General features: G+C 59.7%; 17 protein-coding genes. 9 read left to right on the top strand and 8 right to left on the bottom strand.

The features are described from left to right. The first annotated feature begins 172 nt into the window (after positions 1-172). Both AC07RO_RS05945 and AC07RO_RS05940 read left to right on the top strand, forming a co-directional pair. Complete coding sequence (locus AC07RO_RS05945; protein ID WP_495085536.1) at positions 173-1,939, top strand: PAS domain S-box protein; 1,767 nt, start codon at positions 173-175, stop codon at positions 1,937-1,939. Further along, complete coding sequence (locus AC07RO_RS05940; RefSeq protein WP_495085535.1) at positions 1,936-3,426, top strand: chemotaxis protein CheW; 1,491 nt, start codon at positions 1,936-1,938, stop codon at positions 3,424-3,426. Before AC07RO_RS05945 ends, AC07RO_RS05940 begins: the two co-directional genes overlap by 4 nt. Positions 3,427-3,453: 27 nt before the next feature. On the opposite strand, the gene AC07RO_RS05935 is transcribed toward AC07RO_RS05940, so the two are convergent. Beyond that, positions 3,454-4,137: a response regulator gene (locus AC07RO_RS05935; RefSeq protein WP_495085534.1), complete on the bottom strand. Its 684-nt coding sequence runs from the start codon at positions 4,135-4,137 to the stop codon at positions 3,454-3,456. 3 nt (positions 4,138-4,140) lie between these two features. Continuing rightward, positions 4,141-5,526: a sensor histidine kinase efflux regulator BaeS gene (gene baeS / locus AC07RO_RS05930; RefSeq protein WP_495085533.1), complete on the bottom strand. Its 1,386-nt coding sequence runs from the start codon at positions 5,524-5,526 to the stop codon at positions 4,141-4,143. A gap of 143 nt (positions 5,527-5,669) precedes the next feature. On the opposite strand from baeS, the gene AC07RO_RS05925 reads away from it, so the two are divergent. The 4 genes from AC07RO_RS05925 (at position 5,670) to AC07RO_RS05910 (ending at position 12,188) form a co-directional block, all read left to right on the top strand. Next, positions 5,670-6,854 carry an efflux RND transporter periplasmic adaptor subunit gene (locus AC07RO_RS05925; RefSeq protein WP_282367832.1) on the top strand — a complete coding sequence of 395 codons (1,185 nt, stop codon included), beginning with the start codon at positions 5,670-5,672 and terminating at the stop codon, positions 6,852-6,854. 2 nt (positions 6,855-6,856) lie between these two features. Then, entirely contained in the window at positions 6,857-9,991 is a 3,135-nt protein-coding gene (locus AC07RO_RS05920; protein WP_495085532.1) for an efflux RND transporter permease subunit, read from the top strand. Next, positions 9,988-11,382, top strand: a complete 1,395-nt coding sequence (locus AC07RO_RS05915; RefSeq protein ID WP_495085531.1) for an efflux transporter outer membrane subunit — start codon at positions 9,988-9,990, stop codon at positions 11,380-11,382. Before AC07RO_RS05920 ends, AC07RO_RS05915 begins: the two co-directional genes overlap by 4 nt. A gap of 104 nt (positions 11,383-11,486) precedes the next feature. After that, on the top strand, positions 11,487-12,188 hold the full coding sequence (locus tag AC07RO_RS05910; protein WP_495085530.1) for an MlaA family lipoprotein: 702 nt from the start codon (positions 11,487-11,489) through the stop codon (positions 12,186-12,188). A gap of 131 nt (positions 12,189-12,319) precedes the next feature. Here the strand turns inward: AC07RO_RS05910 and AC07RO_RS05905 are convergent, their stop codons facing one another. Further along, entirely contained in the window at positions 12,320-13,558 is a 1,239-nt protein-coding gene (locus AC07RO_RS05905; protein ID WP_495085747.1) for an acyl-CoA dehydrogenase family protein, read from the bottom strand. Positions 13,559-13,955: 397 nt separating this feature from the next. On the opposite strand from AC07RO_RS05905, the gene sfnG reads away from it, so the two are divergent. After that, the gene (gene sfnG, locus AC07RO_RS05900; RefSeq protein ID WP_495085529.1) at positions 13,956-15,056 is read left to right on the top strand and encodes a dimethylsulfone monooxygenase SfnG; all 1,101 of its coding nucleotides are present in this window, start codon (positions 13,956-13,958) and stop codon (positions 15,054-15,056) included. A 194-nt stretch (positions 15,057-15,250) separates the two neighbouring features. Here sfnG and AC07RO_RS05895 read toward each other — a convergent pair whose 3' ends face one another. The 3 genes from AC07RO_RS05895 to araD1 form a co-directional block, all read right to left on the bottom strand. Beyond that, positions 15,251-16,807, bottom strand: coding sequence for a UxaA family hydrolase (locus tag AC07RO_RS05895; protein ID WP_495085528.1), 1,557 nt, complete (start codon positions 16,805-16,807; stop codon positions 15,251-15,253). Between the two features lie 56 nt (positions 16,808-16,863). After that, positions 16,864-18,183, bottom strand: coding sequence for an MFS transporter (locus tag AC07RO_RS05890; RefSeq protein ID WP_192174702.1), 1,320 nt, complete (start codon positions 18,181-18,183; stop codon positions 16,864-16,866). 69 nt (positions 18,184-18,252) lie between these two features. Continuing rightward, positions 18,253-19,251 carry an AraD1 family protein gene (gene araD1, locus AC07RO_RS05885; protein ID WP_495085527.1) on the bottom strand — a complete coding sequence of 333 codons (999 nt, stop codon included), beginning with the start codon at positions 19,249-19,251 and terminating at the stop codon, positions 18,253-18,255. 103 nt (positions 19,252-19,354) lie between these two features. Between araD1 and AC07RO_RS05880 the strand changes: the two genes are divergently transcribed. Further along, on the top strand, positions 19,355-20,302 hold the full coding sequence (locus tag AC07RO_RS05880) for a LysR family transcriptional regulator (RefSeq protein WP_346626064.1): 948 nt from the start codon (positions 19,355-19,357) through the stop codon (positions 20,300-20,302). A gap of 204 nt (positions 20,303-20,506) precedes the next feature. On the opposite strand, the gene AC07RO_RS05875 is transcribed toward AC07RO_RS05880, so the two are convergent. Then, complete coding sequence (locus AC07RO_RS05875; RefSeq protein ID WP_192174705.1) at positions 20,507-21,409, bottom strand: DMT family transporter; 903 nt, start codon at positions 21,407-21,409, stop codon at positions 20,507-20,509. 129 nt (positions 21,410-21,538) lie between these two features. Here AC07RO_RS05875 and AC07RO_RS05870 point away from each other — a divergent pair, with 129 nt between their 5' ends. Beyond that, positions 21,539-21,979 carry an Lrp/AsnC family transcriptional regulator gene (locus tag AC07RO_RS05870; protein WP_192174706.1) on the top strand — a complete coding sequence of 147 codons (441 nt, stop codon included), beginning with the start codon at positions 21,539-21,541 and terminating at the stop codon, positions 21,977-21,979. A gap of 171 nt (positions 21,980-22,150) precedes the next feature. Here AC07RO_RS05870 and AC07RO_RS05865 read toward each other — a convergent pair whose 3' ends face one another. Beyond that, positions 22,151-22,798: a DUF3841 domain-containing protein gene (locus tag AC07RO_RS05865; protein WP_244656059.1), complete on the bottom strand. Its 648-nt coding sequence runs from the start codon at positions 22,796-22,798 to the stop codon at positions 22,151-22,153. Between the last annotated feature and the right edge of the window lie 151 nt (positions 22,799-22,949).

Raw genomic sequence — 22,949 nt, 5'->3', positions numbered from 1 at the left:
TTTGTACTGGCCAGGCCCGCCGATTGTTGCCTGGCCAGCGAACAACGCAAGCCGAGTTTCCCCGAGCTTCATCTCAGGCGACGCTCTCGAACGCTGGAAAGTGAATAGCTGCTGCTTGTTACTTTCAGGGAAGGAACCCCGCCCATCCAACTCCAATTAGCGGACCTGCCCCATGAACAACCGATCAAACCCTGCTGCCGAACTTGCCCAGGCCGGCGCTGACTTGAACTCCCTCCTGAGCGCCATCGACCGCTCCCAGGCCGTCATCGAATTCGACCTGCAGGGCAACGTGCTGTACGCCAACCAGAACTTCCTCGATTGCATGGGTTACGAAATCGAGGAAATTCGTGGGCGCCATCACCGGCTGTTTTGCATGCCCGACTATGCGACCAGCAAGGAATACCTGATGTTCTGGGAGAAGCTGGGCACCGGTAAGTTTGACGCCGGTCAGTACCAGCGTCAGGCCAAGGACGGGCGCCAGATCTGGCTGCAGGCTACCTACAACCCGGTGATGGACAACAACGGCAAGCCTTTCAAAATCGTCAAATTTGCCAGCGACGTCACGGAAGTGCGCAATCGCAATGCCGAATGGGAAAGCAAAATCGCTGCAATCGAGCGCTCCCAGGCGTTGATCGAGTTCACGCCTGAAGGTTATGTGTTGAACGCCAACAGCAAGTTTCTCGCGGCCATGGGTTACAGCCTGGAAGAAGTCGTGGGCCAACATCACCGCATGTTCTGTGAACCCGAATACGCGGCTTCTCTGGCTTACCGCGAGTTCTGGGAGAAACTCGGCAAGGGGGAATACGACTCCAACGAGTACAAGCGCCTGAGCAAGGACGGTCGGGATGTGTGGATTCAAGCGTCCTACAACCCGATTCTTGATGCCCAGGGGCAAACCTACAAGATCGTGAAGTTCGCCACCGACGTCACCGAGACCAAACTTCGGACGATGGAGCATGAGGGCAAGGTCAACGCCATCAACCGCGCCCAGGGCGTGATCGAATTCGACCTGAGCGGCAATATTCTCTCGGCCAACGCTAACTTTCTGGATCTGGTGGGTTACCGGATGGAGGAATTGAAGGACCGCCATCACTCGCTGTTCTGTGAACCCGAGTACGTCAAGACCACGCCTTATCGTGAGTTCTGGGGCGCCCTGAGCAGCGGCAAGTTCTTCACAGGTCGCTTCATGCGCATCAGCAAATACGGGCAGAAAATATGGATTCAGGCCACCTACAATCCTGTGTTCAACGCGGTGGGGCAACCCTACAAGGTGGTCAAGTTCGCCACCGACATTACCGCCCAGGTCGAGCTGGAAGAAGCCATTGAAGCCAAGACCCAGGCCATGGATGAGTCAGTCACCCGCCTGATGCAGGCCATTGCCGAAGTGGTCAAAACCACCGGCGACGCCAACGATCAGGCACGCATTACCCAGGATGAAGCCCAGCGCGGTTCCCAGACCCTCAACGAGGCGTCGGCGGCGATGGACACCATTGGCAAATCGGCAGAGGACATCCAGGAAATCATTGAGGTGATCAGTACGATCGCCGGCCAGACCAACATGCTCGCGTTCAACGCAGCGATCGAAGCGGCACGGGCCGGTGAACATGGACTGGGCTTTTCAGTGGTGGCGGATGAAGTGCGCAAGCTGGCTGAAAAATCCTCCCAGGCCACTACCAAAATCAACAAACTGATTCAGGAGACGGTCCGCCGCATCAATTCCGGCAGCGAGATCTCCCGCAGCGCGGGCAGTGCGTTCGAGCGGATCGTGGCCGGTGTCGAAAAAACCAATGGCGCGATGACGACCATCGGCGCGGCCACTCAGGAACAGCATCATCTGGCTGAGCGGGTAGCCGAACTGATCGGCGAGCTCAACCGTATCAAGCTGGCGACCGGGTTGGGCAAAGGCCTGAGCGCTCCAGGCCAGGTTGAAAGCCTGTGAGCGACGCCCTGGCTTTTGGGGTCGTCAAAATCGCCGGGATGGAAGTCGCGATCGACGCCCACGCACTGGAACAGGTGATCAACTGGCCCGCCCGGCTGCAGCCTCACCCGCAGCAAGGCGGCGCGCTGCTCGGCATGTTCAGCCTGCGCGGGAGGGCGCTGCCGCTGATCGAACTGCGGTCGTTGCTCGGTGAGCATGACGCCTCCTCTCACGATCCACTGGAGATGGTCGCCATCGTCAATCATCAAGGCCGACGCCTTGGCATTGCGGTCAGCGGCGTCAGTGATGTGATGAAGGTCGAGCCGCGAAACCTGTGCCGGCTCAGCGGGGAGGGCACCGCGGTTGCGCTGCTGCCCGAACTCGCGCTGCTGGACAGTGAGCGAATGATCTACCGGCTCGATCTGCAAGCACTGTGCGGCTTGCCCCAGGTCTTGACTGCGCACTCCGGGGATGTAAACCAGGAGAAGCAGGTTCAGGACCCCGCCCGGGAGCTGCATCACTTGCTGTTGTTCGAGTGCGAAGGAAAGCGCTACGCCGTGGACGCGAAGGCGATCACCGAGCTGGTGGACCGACCGGAGATGCTGCCCAGCAAGCTGGGGGGCGACTATTGCCTGGGCGTGGTGAACCGGCGTGGCGTGGATGTGCCTGCCTTGAACCTGAACCGGATACTGGGCATTGAATGCCCGGCGACTGAGCAGGCGCGCAACCAGACCCAATTGCTGGTGTTGACCTCGCGGGAAGGCTATCGCATCGGTCTGACCTATGACCGAATGATCTCGATCGTGCGCAAGCGTGCCCATGAAATCCTGCCGTTGCCTCGTTATGGGCTACGAGAGCCCGCGCTCTTTGCCGGTGTCGTCGGCCTGGCAAACGGAGAACAGGCGCTGTTGCTTGAACATCGCGCGCTGGTGGAGCGACAGGAGACGCTCAGTTTCGCCCGGATCTACCAGACCAGTCCGCCGATCCAGGACGCGCTGGGCTCTCGCCTCGCGCAGATGAACCAGACGTGCCTGGTGTTCCAGGCCTCTCAGCCGTTCGTGGTGCCGCTGGACCAAGTGCTGGAAATCCTGGATATGCCTGAGCACTTTGTCCGCTTCCCGCAACAGGAAACCCATTTGCTGGGCAGTTTCAATTTACGTGGCGAACAGATTCCGCTGGTCTGCCTGAGCAGTCTGATAGAAGGCGCAACGCCTCCCGACAATACGCTGGAGCGGGTACTGCTGGTCAAGGGCGAGCTTAATAGCTTCGGGCTGGTGGTCAACCGGACCGACTCCATTGAAACCTTCACCCACCCGGCCTCCGAGCATCCCGAGGGTTGGGAGCAGAGCGTCAGAGTCAGGGGTTCGGTCAACGACCGCCTGCGCAGCCTGGTGAGCATCGGCAAGGGTGATCAGGTGCGCTGGATGACGCTGATCAATCTGAGCAACGTCGTCAAAGGATTGGAGATGGCGGCGATTGAAGGGCAGACCCAGCGCCTCGCAGGTTGAGCCAGGGGCATTTGCCTCGCTGACGCTTCACGCATCAGTGAGCAGAAATCGATAGCCCACGCCATACCACGATTCAATGGGCGTCTCACCCGGGCAGGCCTGTTCCAGCTTACGCCGCAGGTTGCGTATATGGCTGTCCACCGTGCGGTCAGTGACCACGCGGTGGTCGGAGTAGAGCTTGTCGAGCAGCTGATCACGGGAAAATACCCGCCCAGCTGAACGTGCAAAGGTGGCGAGCAGCCGCAGTTCAATGCGTGTCAGGTCCAGTTCGACACCATTGAGTGACGCACGGTGTTGTACTTCATCAATCAGCAGTCGCGGTGGGACGCTGGTCAGCATTTGGGGGCCGCGGCGCAGGATGGCCTTGACCCGGGCGACCACCTCGCGGGGGCTGAAAGGCTTGCAGATATAGTCGTCCGCGCCCAGGTCAAGGCCCCGAAGGCGGTCCACTTCTTCAACGCGGGCGGTGATCATGATGATCGGCACGGCGCTGAAACCGCGCAGGTCCTGGCAGACCTGCAGACCGTCGCGCCCGGGCAGCATCAGGTCGAGCAGAATCAAACGCGGTGTCTGGGCGCGCACGGTCGGCACCACTTGCAAGCCGTTGTCCAGGCATCGGGTTGGGTAGCCCGCCGCGATCAGATAATCCTGCAGCAATGCGGCCAGCTTCGGTTCGTCTTCAACGATCAGGATCGGGGAGTCTTCGGTCATGGTTCAGATATTCCGTGGCAGATGCAGCGTCAGCCAAAGCCCGCCGAGAGGCGAGTGAGCGGCGCTGAGGCTGCCGCCGTGGGCGAGGGCGATGCTGCGACAGATGGCCAGCCCCAGGCCGGCCCCGCCGCTGGCCCGGGCGCGCGACGATTCGCCCCGATAGAAACGTTCGAACAGGCGCGGCAGCTGCTCGTCCGACACCCCAGGACCGGAGTTCAGGAATTCGATGCATACGTTGTCGCGATCAAGGACGGCCCTGATGTGGATCAGCCCGTTCGGGTCGGTGTAGCGCACAGTGTTTTCCAGCAGGTTGCAAAACAATTGCTGCAGGCGATTGGTATCGGCCGACAGTTCCAGGGGCTGGGACGGCAGGTCCAGTTCAACGCGCAGCTGCCGGGCGTTCAAGCGCTCCTGAAACATCGACACGCTGGCCTCCAGCAGTTGATCCACTGCGCACGGCTGTTTTCGGTAGGTCAGTGCGCCTACATCCGCCAGGGACAGCTCATACAGGTCATCCACCAGTTTGCTGAGCATGCTGACCTCACCTTGCAATGACTTCATCGAATCTTGGTTGAGGGTGCGTACGCCATCTTCAATGGCCTCCAGCTCACCGCGCAATACTGACAGCGGGGTGCGCAACTCGTGGGACACATCCGCCATGAACTCGCGACGCATCTGTTCATTGCGTTCCAGGGTGTAGGCGAGCTGATTGAAGTCACGGGCCAGTTGACCCACTTCGTCATTGGAGGCCACCACCACCCGCCCGCTGTAGTCGCCGCTGGCCAGGCGATGCGTTGCGGCGGCCACCCGTTTGACCGGCTCCAGCAATGTGCGGGCGATCCACCAGGCAATCAGCATCGCCAGCAGCAGCGAAAAGGCCCCCATGACCAAGCTTGTCCGCAACTGGTATTGCTGGAACCGTTCACCGCCCGCTTCCGTCACGCTCTGGAACGGGGTAACAGCCAGCCAGCCGACGGTTTCATCCGCCACCACGATCGGGCGTAACAGCGCGTCGTTGCCGATGTCGGGGTAGCCGTTCACGCGCTTTTTGTGTTTATCCAGCAACGCGATGCGAAACAGGGCCCCCGTCAGGTCCGAGGCCAGGGGGGTGCGCAAGTCGTTCTTCGCCGGATCCTCGCCGAGTTCGGGCCGCATGATGTCAAACCAGCGATCCGGCTGGTTGCGCAGGAACTCCCAGCTTCCCTCACGCGCGTAGGCACTTTCCAGGCGCGGTAACACCGGCGCCATGCGGTCCAGCGCCTGCTCATTGAGATAGCCCAGAAAGCCCCTTCCGAAACTCCAGCCCGTCGCCAGGCCCATGCTCAGGATGACCAGCAGCGCGCCGGCCAGTACGGCAATAAACAGCTTGGTGGAGATACTCAACTTCATGGAGGCGGGCCGGTAAGAAGGGATGGGGCATTTAGGCCCTGACCAAAGAAAGATTCAAGCCGGGCGGGCAATCTTCAATTTTCCTGCACATTTGCCTTGCACGATGGCGCCGACTCAAGCCATTCCGTTATGCAGAGGCAGCTATGTCGACGAAAATACTCGCCAAATTCCTGGTAACCGCCGCGGTTCTCCTGTCCCTGATCATTCTGGTTCTGCTGGGCGGTTGCTCCGGCGGCGAGCCTGCACCGCAAGCGGTGATCCCGAAAGTCTCGGTCATCAGCATCAAACCCCAGAGCCAGGTGCTGACCACTGAGCTGGCGGGGCGCACCCAGGCGTTCATGGTGGCGCAGATTCGTCCGCAGGTCGGTGGCCTCGTCCAGCGGCGTCTGTTTGTCGAGGGTGCGGATGTCAATGTCGGACAAGCGCTGTACCAGCTGGATGCGGCGTCTTATACCGCCGCTTTGGCGCAGGCTCAGGCAAGTCTGGCCAAGTACCGCGCCACGCTCAATTCGGCGCAGGCCACGGCCAGGCGCAACGCCGGACTGGTGAAAATCAATGCCATCAGCCAGCAAGACAACGAAGACGCTCAGGCGACCTTGCTGACGGCCGCCGCCGACGTAAAAGTCGCCGAGGCCGAAGTCCAGACCGCCCGGATCAATCTGGCTTACACCCGTATCACCTCGCCGGTCAGCGGACGGATTGAAACCTCCACCGTGACCCCGGGGGCGTTGGTGGTGGCCAATCAGGACAGCGCGTTGACGACGGTGCAGCAACTCGACCCGATCTATGTGGACGTTACCCAGTCGACCACCGAACTGCTGCGGCTCAAGCGTGACCTGGCCAGCGGCGTCTTGCAGTCCAGCGGCGAGGGCGAGGCACGCATCAGCCTGAAACTCGACGATGGCAGCACCTACAACCACGAGGGACGGCTCAAGGTCAGCGGTGTCAGTGTCAACGAGGGCACGGGCACCGTCACGCTGCGCGCTGAGTTCGCCAACCCGGATCACCTGCTGCTGTCGGGAATGTATGTCCGCGGGGTGCTGGAACAGGCGCGCAATGACCAGGCCATTCTGGTGCCGCAAAAAGCCGTAAATCGCAGCGCCAGCGGCGTGACCACGGCGTTGTTGGTGGTCGACGGCAAGGTCGAACAGCGTGAACTGACCATCGACCGCGCCGTGGGTAATCAGTGGTGGGTCACGGGCGGCTTGAAGACGGGTGATCAGTTGATCGTCGAGGGCGGACAAAAAGTCCGTGCCGGGGCCGCCGTGCAGGTGCAGGACGCGAGTGATCAGGCAGCCGCACCGTCTACCCCCGTGAAGGAGGGTTGAACGTGGCGCACTTTTTCATTAATCGACCGATTTTCGCTTGGGTCATCGCCATCGTGATCATGCTCGGCGGCGGTCTGTCCATCAGCCAGTTGCCCCTTGAGCAATACCCGGACATCGCACCGCCCACCGTCAAGATTTCCGCCACGTACACCGGGGCCTCGGCCAAGACCGTGGAAGACTCGGTGACTCAGGTCATCGAGCAGCAGATGAAGGGTCTGGATAACCTGACCTACATGTCGGCCACCAGCAGTTCGGCGGGCAGCGCCAGCATCAGTTTGACCTTTACCGCCGGCACCGACCCTGATGTCGCCCAGATGCAGGTGCAGAACAAGCTGCAACAAGCCGAATCAAGACTGCCGCAAACGGTACAAAGCGAGGGCCTGACGGTCACCAAGGGCGGCTCGGACTTTTTGATGATTGTCGCGCTGGCGTCGGCTGATCCCAGTGTCACCGGCACCCAGATCGGTGACTACATCTCCACCACCTTGCTGGACTCGATCAGCCGAATAGACGGCGTCGGCGATGTGCAGACGTTGGGATCAGGCTACGCCATGCGTATCTGGCTGGACCCCGCGCTGTTGGAAAAATACGCGCTGATGCCTTCGGAAATCAGCAGTGCCCTGGAGGCGCAGAACACCGAAGTCTCCGCCGGCCAGCTCGGTGCCTTGCCGGCCGTCAAGGGGCAGCAGTTGAACGCCACGATCAGCGCCCGCAGCAAACTGCAAACCGTCGAAGAGTTTCGTAATGTGGTGGTCAAGTCCGACAGTGATGGGGCTGTGGTCCTGCTGGGCGACGTCGCGACCCTGGAGTTGGGCAGTGAAAGCTACGACATCAGTACGGCGCTCAACGGCAAGCCCGCTGCGGCCATGGGCGTGCAACTGGCGGCAGGCGCCAATGCGCTGAACGTCGGCGATGCGGTCAAGGCCAAGCTCCAGGAGATGGAACCGTTCTACCCGTCAGAAATGCAGCTTAAGAACGTGATCGCCTACGACACCACGCCGTTTGTGAGCCTGTCCATCGAGGAGGTGGTCAAGGCCCTGGGCGAGGCGATCGTGCTGGTGGTGTTGATCATGTTTCTGTTCCTGCAGAACCTGCGCGCGACGCTGATCCCGGCGATTACCGTGCCGGTGGTGCTGTTGGGCACGTTCGGCGTGTTGACGCTGTTCGGCTACTCGATCAACACCCTGACCATGTTCGCCATGGTCCTGGCGATCGGCTTGCTGGTGGATGACGCCATCGTGGTGGTGGAAAACGTCGAGCGGTTGATGGGCGAGGGGCTGTCGCCCATGGCTGCCACGCGACAATCGATGAGTGAAATCAGCAGTGCACTGGTCGGCATCACCTTGGTACTGAGTGCGGTGTTCATCCCCATGGCGTTTTTCGGCGGCTCCACCGGGATTATCTATCGGCAGTTTTCCGTGACCATTGTCTCGGCCATGGTCCTCTCGGTATTGGTGGCCATGACCCTGACACCCGCGCTGTGTGCTTCGCTGCTCAAAGCGCATCACGACAAGGCGCCGGGTGTTCAGCGCGGGTTCTTCGGCTGGTTCAACCGCACCTTTGAACGGGCCAGCGCCGGTTATGAACGGTGGGTGGGTGTGGTGTTGCGGCGCTGGGGACGGAGCCTGCTGCTTTATGGGCTGGTGCTGGTGGTCATGGCGGTGGGCTACATGAATCTGGCCACCTCGTTTCTGCCGGACGAAGACCAGGGGATTCTGCTGGCACAGATCCAGTTGCCGGTAGGCGCGACGGACAGCCGTACGCAAAGCGTGATCAAGCAGTTCGAGGACTACATTCTCAAACAGCCCGAAGTCGAATCGATGATCAGTATCAGCGGGCTAGGCATGGGCGGCAACAGCCAGAATACCGCGCGGGCCTTTATACGCCTCAAGGACTGGGCCGAGCGTGGTAGCTCCGGCCAGGATGCGGCCTCGATTGCCCAGCGGGCGACCATGGCGCTGTCCAGCATCGGTGATGCCGACGCGTTCGTCATGCAGCCTCCGACGGTGCGCGGCCTGGGCCAGAGCTCGGGCTTCGACCTTCAACTCAAGGACCTCGGTGGCCTCGGCCATGACGCGTTGGTGGCGGCTCGCGAAAAGTTGCTTGAGCTGGCCAGAAAAGACCCACGCTTGCAGGGGGTTCGCAGCAATGGCCTGGACGATGCGCCGCAGCTAAAGATCAGCATTGACGACCGCAAGGCCGGCGCCCTGAGCCTGAGCACCAGCGACATCAACGCCACCCTGTCGACGGCGTTGGGCGGTACGTACGTGAACGACTTTCTCAACCAGGGCCGGGTGAAGAAAGTCTATGTGCAGGGGCAAGCCTCCTCGCGCATGCAGGCGGCGGACCTTGATCATTGGTTTGTGCGCAACAGCAACGGTGACATGGTGCCGTTCTCGTCCTTTGCCAGCAGCGCGTGGAGTTATGGCTCGCCGTTACTGGAGCGCTACAACGGTAATGCGTCCCTGGAAATCGTCGGCGATCCCGCGCCAGGCGTCAGTTCCGGGGACGCGATGAACGCGGTACAAGCCATCGTCGGGCAATTGCCTCAGGGCATCGGCTACGAGTGGACAGGGCAGTCCTATCAGCTACGGCTGTCCGGGTCTCAGGCACCGCTGCTCTACGCGATCTCGGTGTTGTTTGTGTTCCTGTGCCTGGCCGCACTCTACGAGAGTTGGTCGGTGCCGTTCTCAGTGATTCTGGTGGTGCCCCTGGGGGTGATCGGTGCAGTGCTCGCGACCCGTGTCGCCGGGTTGAGCAACGACGTGTACTTCCAGGTCGGGCTGTTGACCACCGTGGGTCTGGCCGCGAAAAACGCGATCCTCATCGTCGAGTTCGCCAAGCACCTGCAAGAGCAGGGCAACAGCGTGATTGATGCCACGCTGATCGCGGTGCGCCAACGCCTGCGGCCGATCCTGATGACGTCCCTGGCGTTCATGTTCGGCGTATTGCCGCTGGCCTTGAGTACTGGCGCAGGCTCGGCCGGGCGTCAGGCCATCGGTACTGGCGTGCTGGGCGGCATGTTCAGCGCCACGGTGCTGGGCATCTTCTTCGTACCGCTGTTCTTTTTGCTGATCCGCCGCCGCTTTGGCCGCGTACGCAATGCTATCCAATCTGCCCCGACAGGTGATGCATGATCAAGTCACACTGGTCCTTGCTGGCCGCATTGGCCGTGGGGGGCTGCGTCAATCTGGCGCCGCAGTATGAGCGCCCTGAAGCGCCCGTCTCCGAGCAATGGTTGCCGGCGGCCAGCCTGCCAAAAGGTCAGGTGAGCGCCGACATCAAATGGCGGCAGTTTTTCACTGACCGTCGCCTGGCGCAGGTGCAGAGCCTGGCGCTGGCCAATAATCGCGACTTGCGCCTGGCCAGCCTGAACGTCGAAAAAGCCCGGGCGCAATACCGCATCAAGCGCGCGGACCTGTTTCCTGCCATTGACGCAAGCGTCAGCGGGACCCACAGCCGCACGCCGGGAGGACTGTCCAACACTGGCACCGCGGTCACCACCCACGATTACAGCGCCGAACTGGGGCTGAGCAGTTATGAACTGGACGTATTTGGCCGGGTACGCAACCTCCGTGACGAAGCGCTGGAAGACTACCTGGCGCTGACGGAAACCCGGCGCAGCACGCAAATCAGCCTGGTGGCCGAGGTCGCCACGGCCTGGCTGACGTTGGCCGCCGACAACGAACGGTTGTCGTTGGCCCAGCAAACCCTGACCAGCCAGTTGGCCACCTACGACCTGACCCAGCGCAGCTATGCCTTGGGCGGCTCTGCGGAGTTGGCCGTGGCCCAGGCACAGACCACGGTCGAAACGGCACGGGGCGATGTGGCTTTCTATGAGAGCGAGATTCTGCAGGACCGTAACGCCTTGCGCCTGCTGGTGGGCAGTGATCTGCCCGAAGCGCTTTTGCCGGGCACGCACCTGGAATCGGCGGCGGTGCTGGTGGACATTCCACCGGGCTTGCCCTCCAGCCTGTTGCAACAGCGTCCGGATGTATTGTCGGCGGAGCACACGCTCAGGTCCGCCAATATTGACATTGGCGCGGCCCGTGCGGCGTTCTACCCCAGCATCACCCTGACCGCCAGCGCCGGCTCATCCAGCTCTGCGCTGGCGGGCCTGTTCAAAGCCGGCAGCGGCGCCTGGACCTTCGCGCCGAGTATCAGCGTGCCCATTTTCAACGGGGGAAGTAACCGCGCGACCTTGGATTCGGCCAACGTCGAACGTGACATCCAGGTGCAGACCTATCAGCAAACCCTGCAGACCGCGTTCCGTGAAGTGGCTGACGCATTGGCCGTGCGCAGCACGCTGGATCGCCGTATCGCCGCGCAACAGGCGCTGACCGACGCCAGCAGTAAAAGCTTCGAACTCTCGGATGCCTTGTATCGAGGCGGCTCGAAAAGTTACCTCGAAGCCCTGGATGCACAACGCTCGCTCTACAGCGCCCAGCAAGACCTGATCACGCTGCGCCTGACCGAGCAGAGCAACCGCATCACCTTATACAAAGTGCTGGGAGGCGGCTGGTACTGAGGGCTCAGTCGAAATGACGCCGCCACGTGCACACACACGCAACTGCAGCGATGGAACGGCCTGCGCGGATCAAATCGGGTTACTTCACTCACTAGGGAATAAACATGTGCGCTTTTCGTTCCGCACTCAGCCGTCGCCTTCAAGGGCTCACCTGCGCCTGCTTGATCACCGCTTCACCGCTTTGCCATGCGGATCCGGACACGGACCCATGGGAAGGTTTTAACCGGCCGGTGTTTTCGTTCAACGACACCTTGGACACGTATGCGCTCAAACCCTTGGCTCAAGGTTATCAATTCGTCACCCCCCACCTTGTCCAGGATGGGATTCACAACGTGTTGAACAATCTGGGGGAGGTGAAGAATCTGGCTAACAATCTACTTCAAGCCAAGTTTCATAGCGCCGGCGTCGATACGAGTCGATTTCTGTTCAACAGCACGATTGGCCTGGCGGGTTTGATCGACGTCGCCACGCCGATGGGGTTACAGCGCAGTGATGAGGACTTTGGTCAAACCCTCGGTTACTGGGGGGTCGGTAGCGGCCCGTACCTGGTACTGCCGTTTCTGGGCCCGAGCACACTGCGCGATGCACCGGCAATCCTGCCCGATGCCTACGCCAACCCGATTCGCTACATCGGCGACGTCCCTACGCGTAATAGCCTGTATGGCGCGAGCATCATCGACGGACGTGCTCAATACCTGAAGTCTGAAAAACTCATCACGGGCGACAAGTACAACTTCATCCGAAGTGTCTATCTGCAAACCCGAGCGTTCAAGACCAACGGTGGAGAGGTGCAGGATGACTTTTGATCAGTGGGACGACCCGCATAATGGCCGGTGCCAAGATGAGGCACCGTGACGGGCTTGCCCGCTCTCATGCCGCAGGCCCGCGCTGTCTGTCGTCTGCCAGGGATCGAAATCCCTGGCTGGAAACAGTGCTTTCAACTGGCTTTCGGCTCTCCCTGCCCGATTTGCCAGACATAGGGTGGCTCGGTGCCGTTGATACTCCAGTCACCGACGATCTTCGCCTTGTAGATGAGCGGGTTATGGGACGCAACGGTACGCGCGTTACGCCAGTGTCGATCCAGGGCTTTATTGACGCTGATGCCTGAGGCGCCGAGCGCATTGAACAGGTCGGTAGCGGCTCGCAGAATGAGGTCAGAGACGACGACCTGTGCTTTCGCCGTTTCGATTTCTGCTGCAATGTTTGCCGTTCGCTCTGCCTCGGGGTTCCCCGAAAAGCGAGCTTCATAGGCTTGCTGCAACGGTCTTGCAGAGCGAAGAGTGGTGGCCTGTGCAGCGTAAACCTGAGCGGAAATTTGGCCCACCACCTGCTGGATCTGGACATCGGCGCTGACGCGGCTGGCATTACCGTGGCTGTAAACGCGTGTGCGCTCGCGGATCTGCTGGGTAATGTCGCGTTCTATCGCCCGACCTGTGCCCGCCAATACGGCAAGCAATACCAGTTGATAGAACGCGGTTTGATATTTAAAACGGTTTTCGAAGGGGATGATGTGTGTAGCGGGAACCGGAACGTTATTGAACCCCGAGGTCCCACTGCCTGTAGTGCGTTGGCCGAAACCGTCCCAGTCATCGCTTAGTTGTACGCCGGCGTGATGGGCATCCACCACTGCAATAACGTCGGCACCATTGTCCGAGCGCTGCGCGTACACATCGATCCAGTCTGAAAACAGACTGCCTGTGCTGTAGTACTTTCTCCCGCTCAACAGAAACTGCGCTCCGTCCGGAATCGCTTTGGTGATGACTTCACCGAGCTTCACAGTCCCTGTTTCTGTCCAGGCGTTACCCACCAGATCGCCTTCAACGAAGCGCCGAAACCATGTCTCGCGTTCGGCCGTCGGGGGCGAATTCAGTTGATCTTCCACGAAGGCAAAATGGCCGCGCAGGGATTGCGGAATATTGGAGTCGGCTTCGGCCAATTCGATTAGCAACTCGAACAGTTGCTCAACAGAAGCGCCGGCGCCGCCATATTCTGTGGGCACTCGGACAGCGCCGAACCCGGCCTGTTTGAGCCACTTGATGGGTTCGTATGGGAGAGTACGAGCGTTTTCTCGCTCAACGGTGCCCGCTGCAATGTGCTGGAACAGCGGCCGAAAACGATTAGCCAGTGCTTCGTAGTCGGTACCCAGAGAAAGCGGATTGTTCGGCGTGTCAGGCATGGGAAATCCCTTGATGATGAAAGCTGTCCGGTGCTGGCGGCTTTGATACACCCGCTTTGCATGCTCCATGCCGAACGATATCGGGCCGATTATTCTCGGTGAATCCGTTGAATGAGCGGGCACAACTGTTGATGCATCAACAGTTGTGCCGTTTCGCTGGCTGCCCTGCGACAGGGTTTCGCGGCGTGCGGGAAACACAACTGTTTGCCTGGAAACACCTGTTCAGCAAAACGGTGTTTGCCGACAAATCCAAACCCCTGACCCGGTCGTTAACCTGTTGAAATTGCAGTAAATAAACAACTGGCACAGTTGCTGCTATTTCCATGGCAGGAAGGTGGGCACACCGTACTTGGCGACCACGCCGGGCGGCTCCCTTGCTCTATTTGGAGATCGGTAGATGAGTCAGAACGCAATTAAATTCGCATACTGGGTACCCAACGTCAGCGGCGGTTTGGTCGTCAGTAAGATCGAGCAGCGCACCGACTGGGGCATCGAGTACAACCGCAAGCTGGCGCAAATTGCCGAGAAGTCGGGCTTTGAATACGGGCTCACGCAAATCCGTTTCACCGCCGGATACGGCGCCGATAACCAGCATGAGTCTGTTGCGTTCAGCCATGCATTGCTGGCGGCGACCGAGAAACTCAAGGTGATTGCCGCCATCCTTCCCGGTCCCTGGACGCCCGCCGTGGTTGCCAAGCAACTGGCGACAATCGATCAACTCACGGCCGGCCGTGTGGCGATCAACATCGTCAGTGGCTGGTTCAAAGGTGAATTCCAGGCCATTGGCGAACCATGGCTGGAGCATGACGAGCGGTACCGTCGTTCGGAAGAGTTCATCCAGGCGTTGAAAGGCATCTGGACCACAGACAATTTCACCTTCAAGGGCGATTTCTATCGCTTCCACAATTACACACTGCGTCCGAAACCGATTCAGCAGCCCCATCCTGAAATCTTTCAGGGCGGCAGTTCCCGCGCGGCCCGGGACATGGCTGCACGCGTCTCCGACTGGTACTTCACCAATGGCAACACGGTAGAAGGTATCAAGGCGCAGGTGGATGATATTCGCGCGAAGGCAGCGGCCAACGGGCATTCAGTGAAGATCGGGGTCAATGCCTTCATCATCGCTCGCGAAACCGAAGAGCAAGCGCGCGCGGTGCTTCAGGACATCATCGATCAGGCTGACCCGGAAGCCGTGAATGCCTTCGGCGATGCGGCAAAACAGGCCGGTAAGGCCAGTCCTGAAGGTGAGGGTAATTGGGCCAAATCCACGTTTGAAGACCTGGTTCAATACAACGACGGGTTTAAAACGAATCTGATTGGAACGCCAAAACAGATTGCGGAGCGCATTGTGGCGTTGAAAGCCGTGGGCGTGGATCTGGTGCTCTCTGCCTTTCTGCACTTTCAGGAGGAAGTGGCGTATTTCGGTGAACACGTACTGCCGCTCGTACGCGAACTGGAAGCCTCACATCATACTGTTCCTGCTGCTCAAAGCGCCTGAGGTACGGGTTACAAACCATGGCCACTGTCCCCACCGATGTAGTTCAGACCGAGAATCTGAGTCATGTCAGGTTTCCTGTTTGGATGAGTAATGAATCTGCGAGACGGGAGACCCGCTGAATGAAGCGGCTCCGCGTCGTGCCGGACGACGGGAGCCGGCGTGTCGAAGGGGATGCAAAAGGGGGATGCAAAGTCTTAGGTGATGGCGCCGATCTGCCACGGCACGAACTCGTTCTGGCCATAGCCATGCTGTTCGCTTTTGCTTTTGTCACCCGAGGCGATGCGCAGCATCATGCGGAAGATGTACTCGCCGCGTTCTTCGATGGTCATGGAGCCGTCGGCGATCCCGCCGCAGTTGACGTCCATGTCTTCTTCCTGAGTTTCCCAGAGACGGTTGTTGGTGGCGAGCTTGATGGACGGCGAGGGCGCACAGCCATACGCCGAACCGCGCCCCGTGGTGAAGGCAATCAGGTTGGCGCCCCCGGCGACCTGGCCAGTGGCGGAGATCGGGTCGTAGCCGGGGGTGTCCATGAACACCAGGCCGTGCGCCCTGACGGTTTCAGCGTATTCGTAGACATCCACCAGATCGGTAGAGCCCGCCTTGGCGACGGCACCCAGCGACTTCTCCAGAATGGTGGTCAAGCCTCCGGCTTTGTTGCCCGCAGAAGGGTTGTTGTTCAGCTCGGCGTCCATTCGCTTGCAATAGGCCTCCCACCAGTGGATACGGGCGATGAGCTTTTCACCGACCGTCTGGCTGACGGCGCGACGGGTCAGCAAGTGTTCGGCGCCGTAGACCTCCGGCGTCTCCGACAGAATCGCGGTGCCGCCAGCCGCCACCAGGCGATCGACGGCATTGCCCAAGGCCGGGTTGGCCGTGATGCCCGAGTAGCCGTCCGATCCACCACACTGCAGGCCGATGATCAGGTGCCTGGCGCTGACGGGTTCGCGTTTGACGTTGTTGGCTTCTGCCAGCAGTGACTTGACTTGCGCGATGCCACTGCCAATGGTTTTCGACGTGCCGCCGGTGCCCTGAATGGTGAACGTGCGCAGCGAATGGCTGCTGGTCAGGCCCTGGGCGGCCAGCAGATCGGGAATCTGGTTGGTCTCGCAACCCAGACCGATCATCAGCACCGAGGCAAAATTCGGGTGAACGGCATAGCCCCCCAACGTCCTGCGCAACATGGCCAGTGCCTCGCCACCCGGGTCGACAGCGCAGCCCACGCCGTGGGTGAGCGCGACGACGCCGTCGACGTTGGGGTATTCAATCAGCGCCTCAGGGTGAATGTCGCGGCGAAAGTAATCGGCAATCGCCCGCGCCACAGTCGCGGAACAATTGACCGACGTCAGAATGCCGATGTAATTGCGAGTGGCCACACGGCCATCGGCGCGCACGATACCCATGAACGTCTCTGCGGTCGGGGCAGGGCTGCCTTTGGCGTCGACACCGAACGCGTAGTCCCGAGAGAAATCCCCCATGGCGACGTTGTGGACATGAACGTGTTGTCCCGCTTCGATGGGCTGGCTCGCGAAGCCGATAACCTGGCCGTAGCGGCGCACGGGTTGGCCCACGTCGATATGGCGCGCCGCGACTTTGTGACCGGAAGGCACAGGCTCAAGCACCTCGATACCTTCGGCTTGAAGCACCAGACCTTTGACCAGTGGTTGCCGCGCGATCAACACATCGTCCAGCACGTTGAGTCTGATCACGGCATTGGCAGCGGTGTCGCTGCCTGTTGTAGTTATGAGCTGCATGACGATTGCCTCGGTTTATTCAGTGAGCGCAATGGGAGTGGAGCGTGAAGGGCAGGTCAGGCCAGTCCACGCTCGCGGTAATCGATCAGGCTGGAGAACAGCATCAGCCCGGACGCCATGACGACGAAGAAGATCAGCGCCAGGAAGTACGAACCGGTGTACTGCACGATCAGGCCAATCAGGATGGGTACAATCACGCCGACCATGTTCCCGCAGAAGTTCATGCTGCCGCCCAACACGCCCGCTTTGGACTGGCCGCCGAGGATCGCGGGCAGGCACCAGTACATGCCGCACCAGCGAATGAAAAACAGCGCGACGCACAGCAGCGAGATGACAGCGATGGCGTCGCTGGTATAAGCCACGGCGAGAATGCATAGGGCGGCAATGGCTGCGGAGCCTGCGAACATGCTGCGCATGACGGTGTTGGGTTGCCCGCCGGCCGCTTTCCATTTGTCCGCCACCCAGCCGCCAAACAGTTCGCCGATGAACCCGCACATGAAGATCAGAAAGGTCGCGCCGCCCATGGCCTTGATGTCCAGATTATGGGCTTGGTGCAAGTAGCTCGGCATCCAGGTCAGCAGGCCGTAAAACACGCTGTTGTAGCAAGCGAAGCCCGCGAACATGGCCAGCACGGAACGGCTCTTGAGCAATTCTTTGAGGATCGCCTTGCGCCCGCCCGTTGCTTTCCTGGCCGCCTCATTGGCGTCAGTGATGTACGCCAGTTCTGCAGCATTGACCTTGGGGTGCTCACTGGGGTGGTTTCTGATGTACCACCACGCCCAGACGCCTACGACCATGGTGCCGACGCCGGCGATGACGAATGCGATCCGCCAGGAGCCAAACCAGGTGATCAATCCCGCGATGAGGATGGCGCCCAATGCAGTGCCCAGCGGTGCGCCGCCATCGACGAGGGTTGCACCGCGACCGCGCTCGTTCGGCGTAAGCCAGGCGCCGTTGAGCTTGGCCCCGGCCGGCATGATCGGTGACTCTGCGACGCCCAGACCGATGCGGGTGATGAGCAGCGTGATCCAGTTGTGCGCGCCGCCCGCCAAGGCCTGAAAGAGGCCCCAGCCAATGGTTGCAATGCCGACAATGTTGCGGGTCTGAAAACGGTCGAGCAGCATGCCGCCAGGGATCTGCATCAGCGCATACGACCAGAAAAACGCGCTGAGCATCAAACCTTCCAGCGCCGGCGTCATGTTGAAATCAGCGGAGATCAACGGCAGCGCAACGGACAGCGACGCCCGGTCGATGTAGTTGATGGCCGACAGGAGCAGCAGAAGCAGGAATATCCTCCACCGCACCGTGGTGGGACGGGCGCTCGCGGCACTCGTCGAAGCAGCAGGCGTAACGGCCTGTACATTGCCAGTGGTCATGTTCATCTCACTCTTATGTTTATTATGAAATGCATCCCTTGCTAAAGGCCCGATGCAGGGCCTGACCTGTCACAGCGACCTCACGTCTCCAATATTGAACGCAGAAGGCGCGACTTCGATGCTGTTGCACAGCGGCTTTCCGAACTCGTTCATGCTGATCTCGAACCGATCACCCGGCTGAGTTTTGACGTTGTCCGCGACTGAAAGGGTGGCCGTGCCGAAGAAGTGCACATGCACATCACCCGGGCGCAGGAACTGGGTGTACTTGAAGTGGTGGTATTCCAGATTCTCCAGGCTGTGACACATGTTGTCCTCGCCGCTGAGAAACTCTTTTTCCCAGAGCACCTTGCCGTCGCGCCAGATCCGGCTGGTGCCCGCCAGGTGCCGGGGCAACTCACCGACGCGCAGCTCTGGCCCGTAGGCGCAGTTGCGCAGCTTGGAGTGGGCCAGGTACAGGTAATTGCGGCGCTCCATGACATGGTCGGAGAACTCGTTGCCCAAGGCGAAGCCCAGGCGGTGAGGCTTGCCGTCATGGCCGATCACGTAGAGGCCGGTCAGCTCGGGCTCTTCGCCCGCATCCTCGGCGAAGCCCGGCGACTGGAAGGCCTGATTCGGCCGTACCACAATCGAACCGTCGCCCTTGTAGAACCATTCTGGCTGAACGCCCACAGCACCGGCTGCCGGGCGGCCGCCGTCGATGCCCCACTGGAACATCCGCGCGGTGTCCGTCATCTCAGCCTGATTGTCGGCTTTTTCCTGGTGCATCTTGTCGCGAGTCGAAGCGCTTCCCAGGTGGGTAAGACCAGTGCCGCTGATCAGGCAGTGCGCCGGGTCTTCATGGTCCAGTGGCGGCAGGACGCGGCCTGTGTCCAATAGATGGGTATAACTTTCGGCACTCAGTGAGGTGCCTGCGCTCTGGACTTCTTGCTGCAGGCTGTGGCCATTGGCAATGGCGGCGAGGGCAAGGGTGCGCGTGCTGGATATGCCGTTGACCACCTGAATCGAGTCGCCCTCGACCACGCCAACACGACGCTGGCCCGTGGAATCTTCAAACTGGATTAAACGCATGGTGAGGCCTCGGCTTGTTGTTATGGTTGAGGCCACTTTAAATTTCCAGCCTGCTGCTGCCTAATGAGAGTTACGACCCAAGCGATAACCTTTAGGTATACCCATGCTGCCGTCCTTCTCATCCATGGTGTCTCGCCTGCGACTCAAGCAGCTGCGCCTGTTGATTGCCCTCGACGAGCATGGCTCGGTGCGCAAGGCGTCCGAGATCATGGCGTTGTCGCAACCGGGCGCCACCAAGGCGTTGCAGGAAATCGAGACGGTTTTCGGTTCCAGCCTCTTCGAGCGCACGAGCAAGGGTCTGGAGGCCAACGATCTTGGCCGCTGCGTGATTCGTTATGCCCGTTTGATTCAAACCGACCTTGAGCACCTTCGCGAAGAAATGGTCGGCATCCTCAAAGGACAAGGCGGGCGCCTGGCCATCGGCACGATCATGGGGGCCGTGCCGACGCTGGTGGACAGCCTGGCGCGACTGCGTGACAAACAGCCGGAGTTGTCAATTTCCATCGTCGAAGACACCAGTTCGCGGTTGTTGAGCTTGCTGGATCAGGGGAGGTTGGACGTTGCGATCTGCCGAACCAGCGTGAGCCCGCGTCCGGGCGCTTATCAAACCCGCTTCCGCGCACAGGAACCGCTGGTGGTGGTGGCGAATCCGGCGCATCGCCTCGCACATGCGCCGAAGCTGCAGTTGGACGACTTGATGGACAGCCGCTGGGTAGTCTTCCCGGTCAACATGCCCATGCGCCTGACCTTGGAGCGCGAGTTCCGCCAGGTGGGGCTGAGCTTTCCGCTTTACGCGATCGAAACCTCGTCGACCTTCACGACGTTGTCGTTGCTGCTCAAGGATCCGAATCTGGTAGCCGTCATGCCGAACGATGTCGCTCAGATGGCGGTGGAGCACGGTATGTTGGTGAAACTGGCGCTGACGATTCAGTCCACGAGCGAGCCTTATGAGATTGTGACGCGATCGAATGTCGAGTACACGGCGTCGATGGTGTTGCTGATTGAGGAGATGACGGGGGTGGGGTTGGACTTGTCATCGGACGTTCAATAGATCGAGTTCCTGATTCGCCGAAGAACTCTCTGCATTTCGGTGTTCAACCAACCTCTGATGCCTCCTGGCGGCATAACCTGCTTGAATCATGGTGGCGCGGTTAACCGCCACGGATGACGGCCCCGGCTGAGCCTGGCCTGAGGCACATTCATCATCAATTGAAACTGCGTTGCATCGCAGCGTCTGGAGCATCTGCATGCGCAATCAAATCGACTCAGCCTTGACTCGGATCACCGAACGTAATCCCCAGCCACGCTGCATGCCCGCTGCCGCGATCAAGATCGCACTTACACCAATCCATTGCATCGTTCCCAGCCGGTGACCGAACGCAATCCAGTCCACCAGGATGGCAGCCACCGGGTAGATGAAAGACAGTGCGCCCGTCAGCGTCGTCGGCAACTTTTGAATAGCCCCGTACAGCAAGATGTACATCAAACCGGTGTGTACCACACCCAAGATACCCAGCGCTGCCCAAGATACTGGTGCCGAAGGCACACTCTGCCAATTAACTGTGGGAGCCAGTAGTGCGGCGCCGGTGATGACCTGAATGAGCGCAATCAAATGCGGTGGCACGCCTTGTAAGCGCTTGATGAGCAAGGCCGCGACGGCGTAGAGAAACGCGGCGGCTGCTGCCAGCGCCACACCAACGAGGTAATCGCTGCCACTGGTTTGCTGGTCACCGTGTGCACTGGCAATGGCTAGCATTCCCAAGAATGCAACCGACAGCCAGGCAAGCTTCTTCAACGTCACCTTTTCCCCGAGGAACACAGCGGCCAACACGACCAAAATAAAGGGCTGGACGTTATAGACCGCTGTCCCGATGGCGATCGACGCTTTGCTGTACGACCCAAACAGCAGCAGCCAGTTACCGACGATCGCCACGCCGCTGAGCACTGCCAACCCGAGTGTTCGCAGGGTAAGGAGGCGAATGCTCAGGTAACCCATCGTCTTGCAGACGGCGGCTAAGGTCACTCCTCCAATGACACAGCGCCAAAAGACGACTTCGACAAGCGGTACTTGGGATGCAAGCACAAACCAGCCGATCGTCCCGGAAATCAACATCGCGAAGACCATTTCCCATGTGCCGCGACGTACAGAATTGTCCATGATGTGCTCCTCGATTGAGGATAAATTATGGCAAGCTGAGTGCAACCGCTTCCATGCAACAGAAAAGGCCAAACGTCGTTTTGGCCTTTCTTTTGTAGGATAAATAGTATTTAAGCCTTCGAGCGAATAATGACTGACGCTATAGATCATTTACTCATCGCTGCACTGATGAAAGACTCGCGCCTGTCTCTGAAGGCTCTCGCCAACGTCAGCGGCCTTTCTTCCCCCAGCGTTGCCGAGCGGCTGCGCCGCCTTGAAGAGCGCGGAGTGCTTAACGCTTACACCGTGGAAATTGACCCAAAACAATTTGGTTACATGCTTCAGGCCATTGTGCGCATACGTCCGCTTCCCGGACAGTTGCAGGAGGTCGAGCGGCAGATTCAATCTATTCCGGAGTTTACGGAATGCGACAAGGTTACCGGCGAGGACTGCTTCATCGCCAAGCTGCATGTACGGACGATGGATCAGCTAGACGCATTGCTTGATCGCCTGAATGCCTATGCCGAGACTAATACAGCAATTGTCAAAAAGACGCCTGTAAAGCGCAGGTTGCCGCCGTTGACTGAATGAATTGGAATGCTTGTGGCTGCTCGCAGGCACTTCGTCCTGCGTTAGCAAACGGGTAGGCCTCTTGTGCAGATCAGTAAGGTGTCGAAAGATGCGCAAATGCGGGGCAGGGTAGATGACTTGTTCGGATGGATGCAGAAGTTGACCACCCCTAATTGATCAGGAAATTTAAGGTTAGTGGTGAGAGGTCAAAGCAACCGGCTCGATCACAGCTGTCACGTCCGTCAATCTCAGAGTCCAAAAACATCCCTGGATGCTTTTGGCTTCAAATGGGCCCATGTCAACGGCACTCTGATCCAGCTCAAATACTGCTGACCATGATTTCTGCATCCGTTGCCGGAGCTGCTGCGCAGCATCGGATCCTTCCTCAACATCTTCCTTAGCCCGATCAAAATCTTGCTCATCAAGCTCCGACGACCAGACATACCAGTTGTTGAGTACAAAATGCCAAAGGTCAAAGCAGGACAGGACAACCTGTTCGGAGGGAACGGCGAGTTGAAGCACCACAGGATCTCTAAGACCTTCCGCGTCTTCAATGAAGGGCTCAGGATGGCTCTCGTCACGCTTTACCCAGCACCACCAAGGAGATAAGCCCTGCGCGGGGGCGAGTATCCCAGCGCTGGCCATCGAGTCCTTCATCCAGGCATAAGCGTTCTGAAAGATGGGGTCATCATCGGTGTTGCTGATGGGGCACGTAAGCTCCCCCTCAGCCTTCAGCCGTTGCCAAGTCGAGCGCTCCATTACCGTCCAGCACGTTAGGCGACCGTTTTTGGAAAACTCCATTTGCCATTTTTGAATCACGGACGTCAGTGACGAATACATTATCTATTTAGCTCAAGAACCGATGAGGAGCGGTCATGCTGGTAGTGACCGCAAGACGTGAGCGATACAATCCGTCTGGTTCAACGAACGGTGTGTATGCTCCAGGCCCCTTTGGAATTCGATCAGCTTGCTCGAACTCAAAGTTTTTTAA

The organism is Pseudomonas sp. GW821-FHT07F05, assembly GCF_059418765.1.
The sequence above is the reverse complement of the archived record's forward strand: the minus strand, read 5'-3'. Positions and strand labels throughout refer to the sequence as shown.

Bases quoted from the DNA above. Each gene is read 5' to 3' on its own strand.
- AC07RO_RS05945 (WP_495085536.1), top strand. From the start codon at position 173: ATGAACAACCGATCAAACCCTGCTGCCGAACTTGCCCAGGCCGGCGCT.
- AC07RO_RS05935 (WP_495085534.1), bottom strand. From the start codon at position 4,137: ATGACCGAAGACTCCCCGATCCTGATCGTTGAAGACGAACCGAAGCTG.
- baeS (WP_495085533.1), bottom strand. From the start codon at position 5,526: ATGAAGTTGAGTATCTCCACCAAGCTGTTTATTGCCGTACTGGCCGGC.
- AC07RO_RS05925 (WP_282367832.1), top strand. From the start codon at position 5,670: ATGTCGACGAAAATACTCGCCAAATTCCTGGTAACCGCCGCGGTTCTC.
- AC07RO_RS05915 (WP_495085531.1), top strand. From the start codon at position 9,988: ATGATCAAGTCACACTGGTCCTTGCTGGCCGCATTGGCCGTGGGGGGC.
- AC07RO_RS05910 (WP_495085530.1), top strand. From the start codon at position 11,487: ATGTGCGCTTTTCGTTCCGCACTCAGCCGTCGCCTTCAAGGGCTCACC.
- AC07RO_RS05905 (WP_495085747.1), bottom strand. From the start codon at position 13,558: ATGCCTGACACGCCGAACAATCCGCTTTCTCTGGGTACCGACTACGAA.
- sfnG (WP_495085529.1), top strand. From the start codon at position 13,956: ATGAGTCAGAACGCAATTAAATTCGCATACTGGGTACCCAACGTCAGC.
- AC07RO_RS05895 (WP_495085528.1), bottom strand. From the start codon at position 16,807: ATGCAGCTCATAACTACAACAGGCAGCGACACCGCTGCCAATGCCGTG.
- AC07RO_RS05890 (WP_192174702.1), bottom strand. From the start codon at position 18,183: ATGACCACTGGCAATGTACAGGCCGTTACGCCTGCTGCTTCGACGAGT.
- araD1 (WP_495085527.1), bottom strand. From the start codon at position 19,251: ATGCGTTTAATCCAGTTTGAAGATTCCACGGGCCAGCGTCGTGTTGGC.
- AC07RO_RS05880 (WP_346626064.1), top strand. From the start codon at position 19,355: ATGCTGCCGTCCTTCTCATCCATGGTGTCTCGCCTGCGACTCAAGCAG.
- AC07RO_RS05875 (WP_192174705.1), bottom strand. From the start codon at position 21,409: ATGGACAATTCTGTACGTCGCGGCACATGGGAAATGGTCTTCGCGATG.
- AC07RO_RS05870 (WP_192174706.1), top strand. From the start codon at position 21,539: ATGACTGACGCTATAGATCATTTACTCATCGCTGCACTGATGAAAGAC.
- AC07RO_RS05865 (WP_244656059.1), bottom strand. From the start codon at position 22,798: ATGTATTCGTCACTGACGTCCGTGATTCAAAAATGGCAAATGGAGTTT.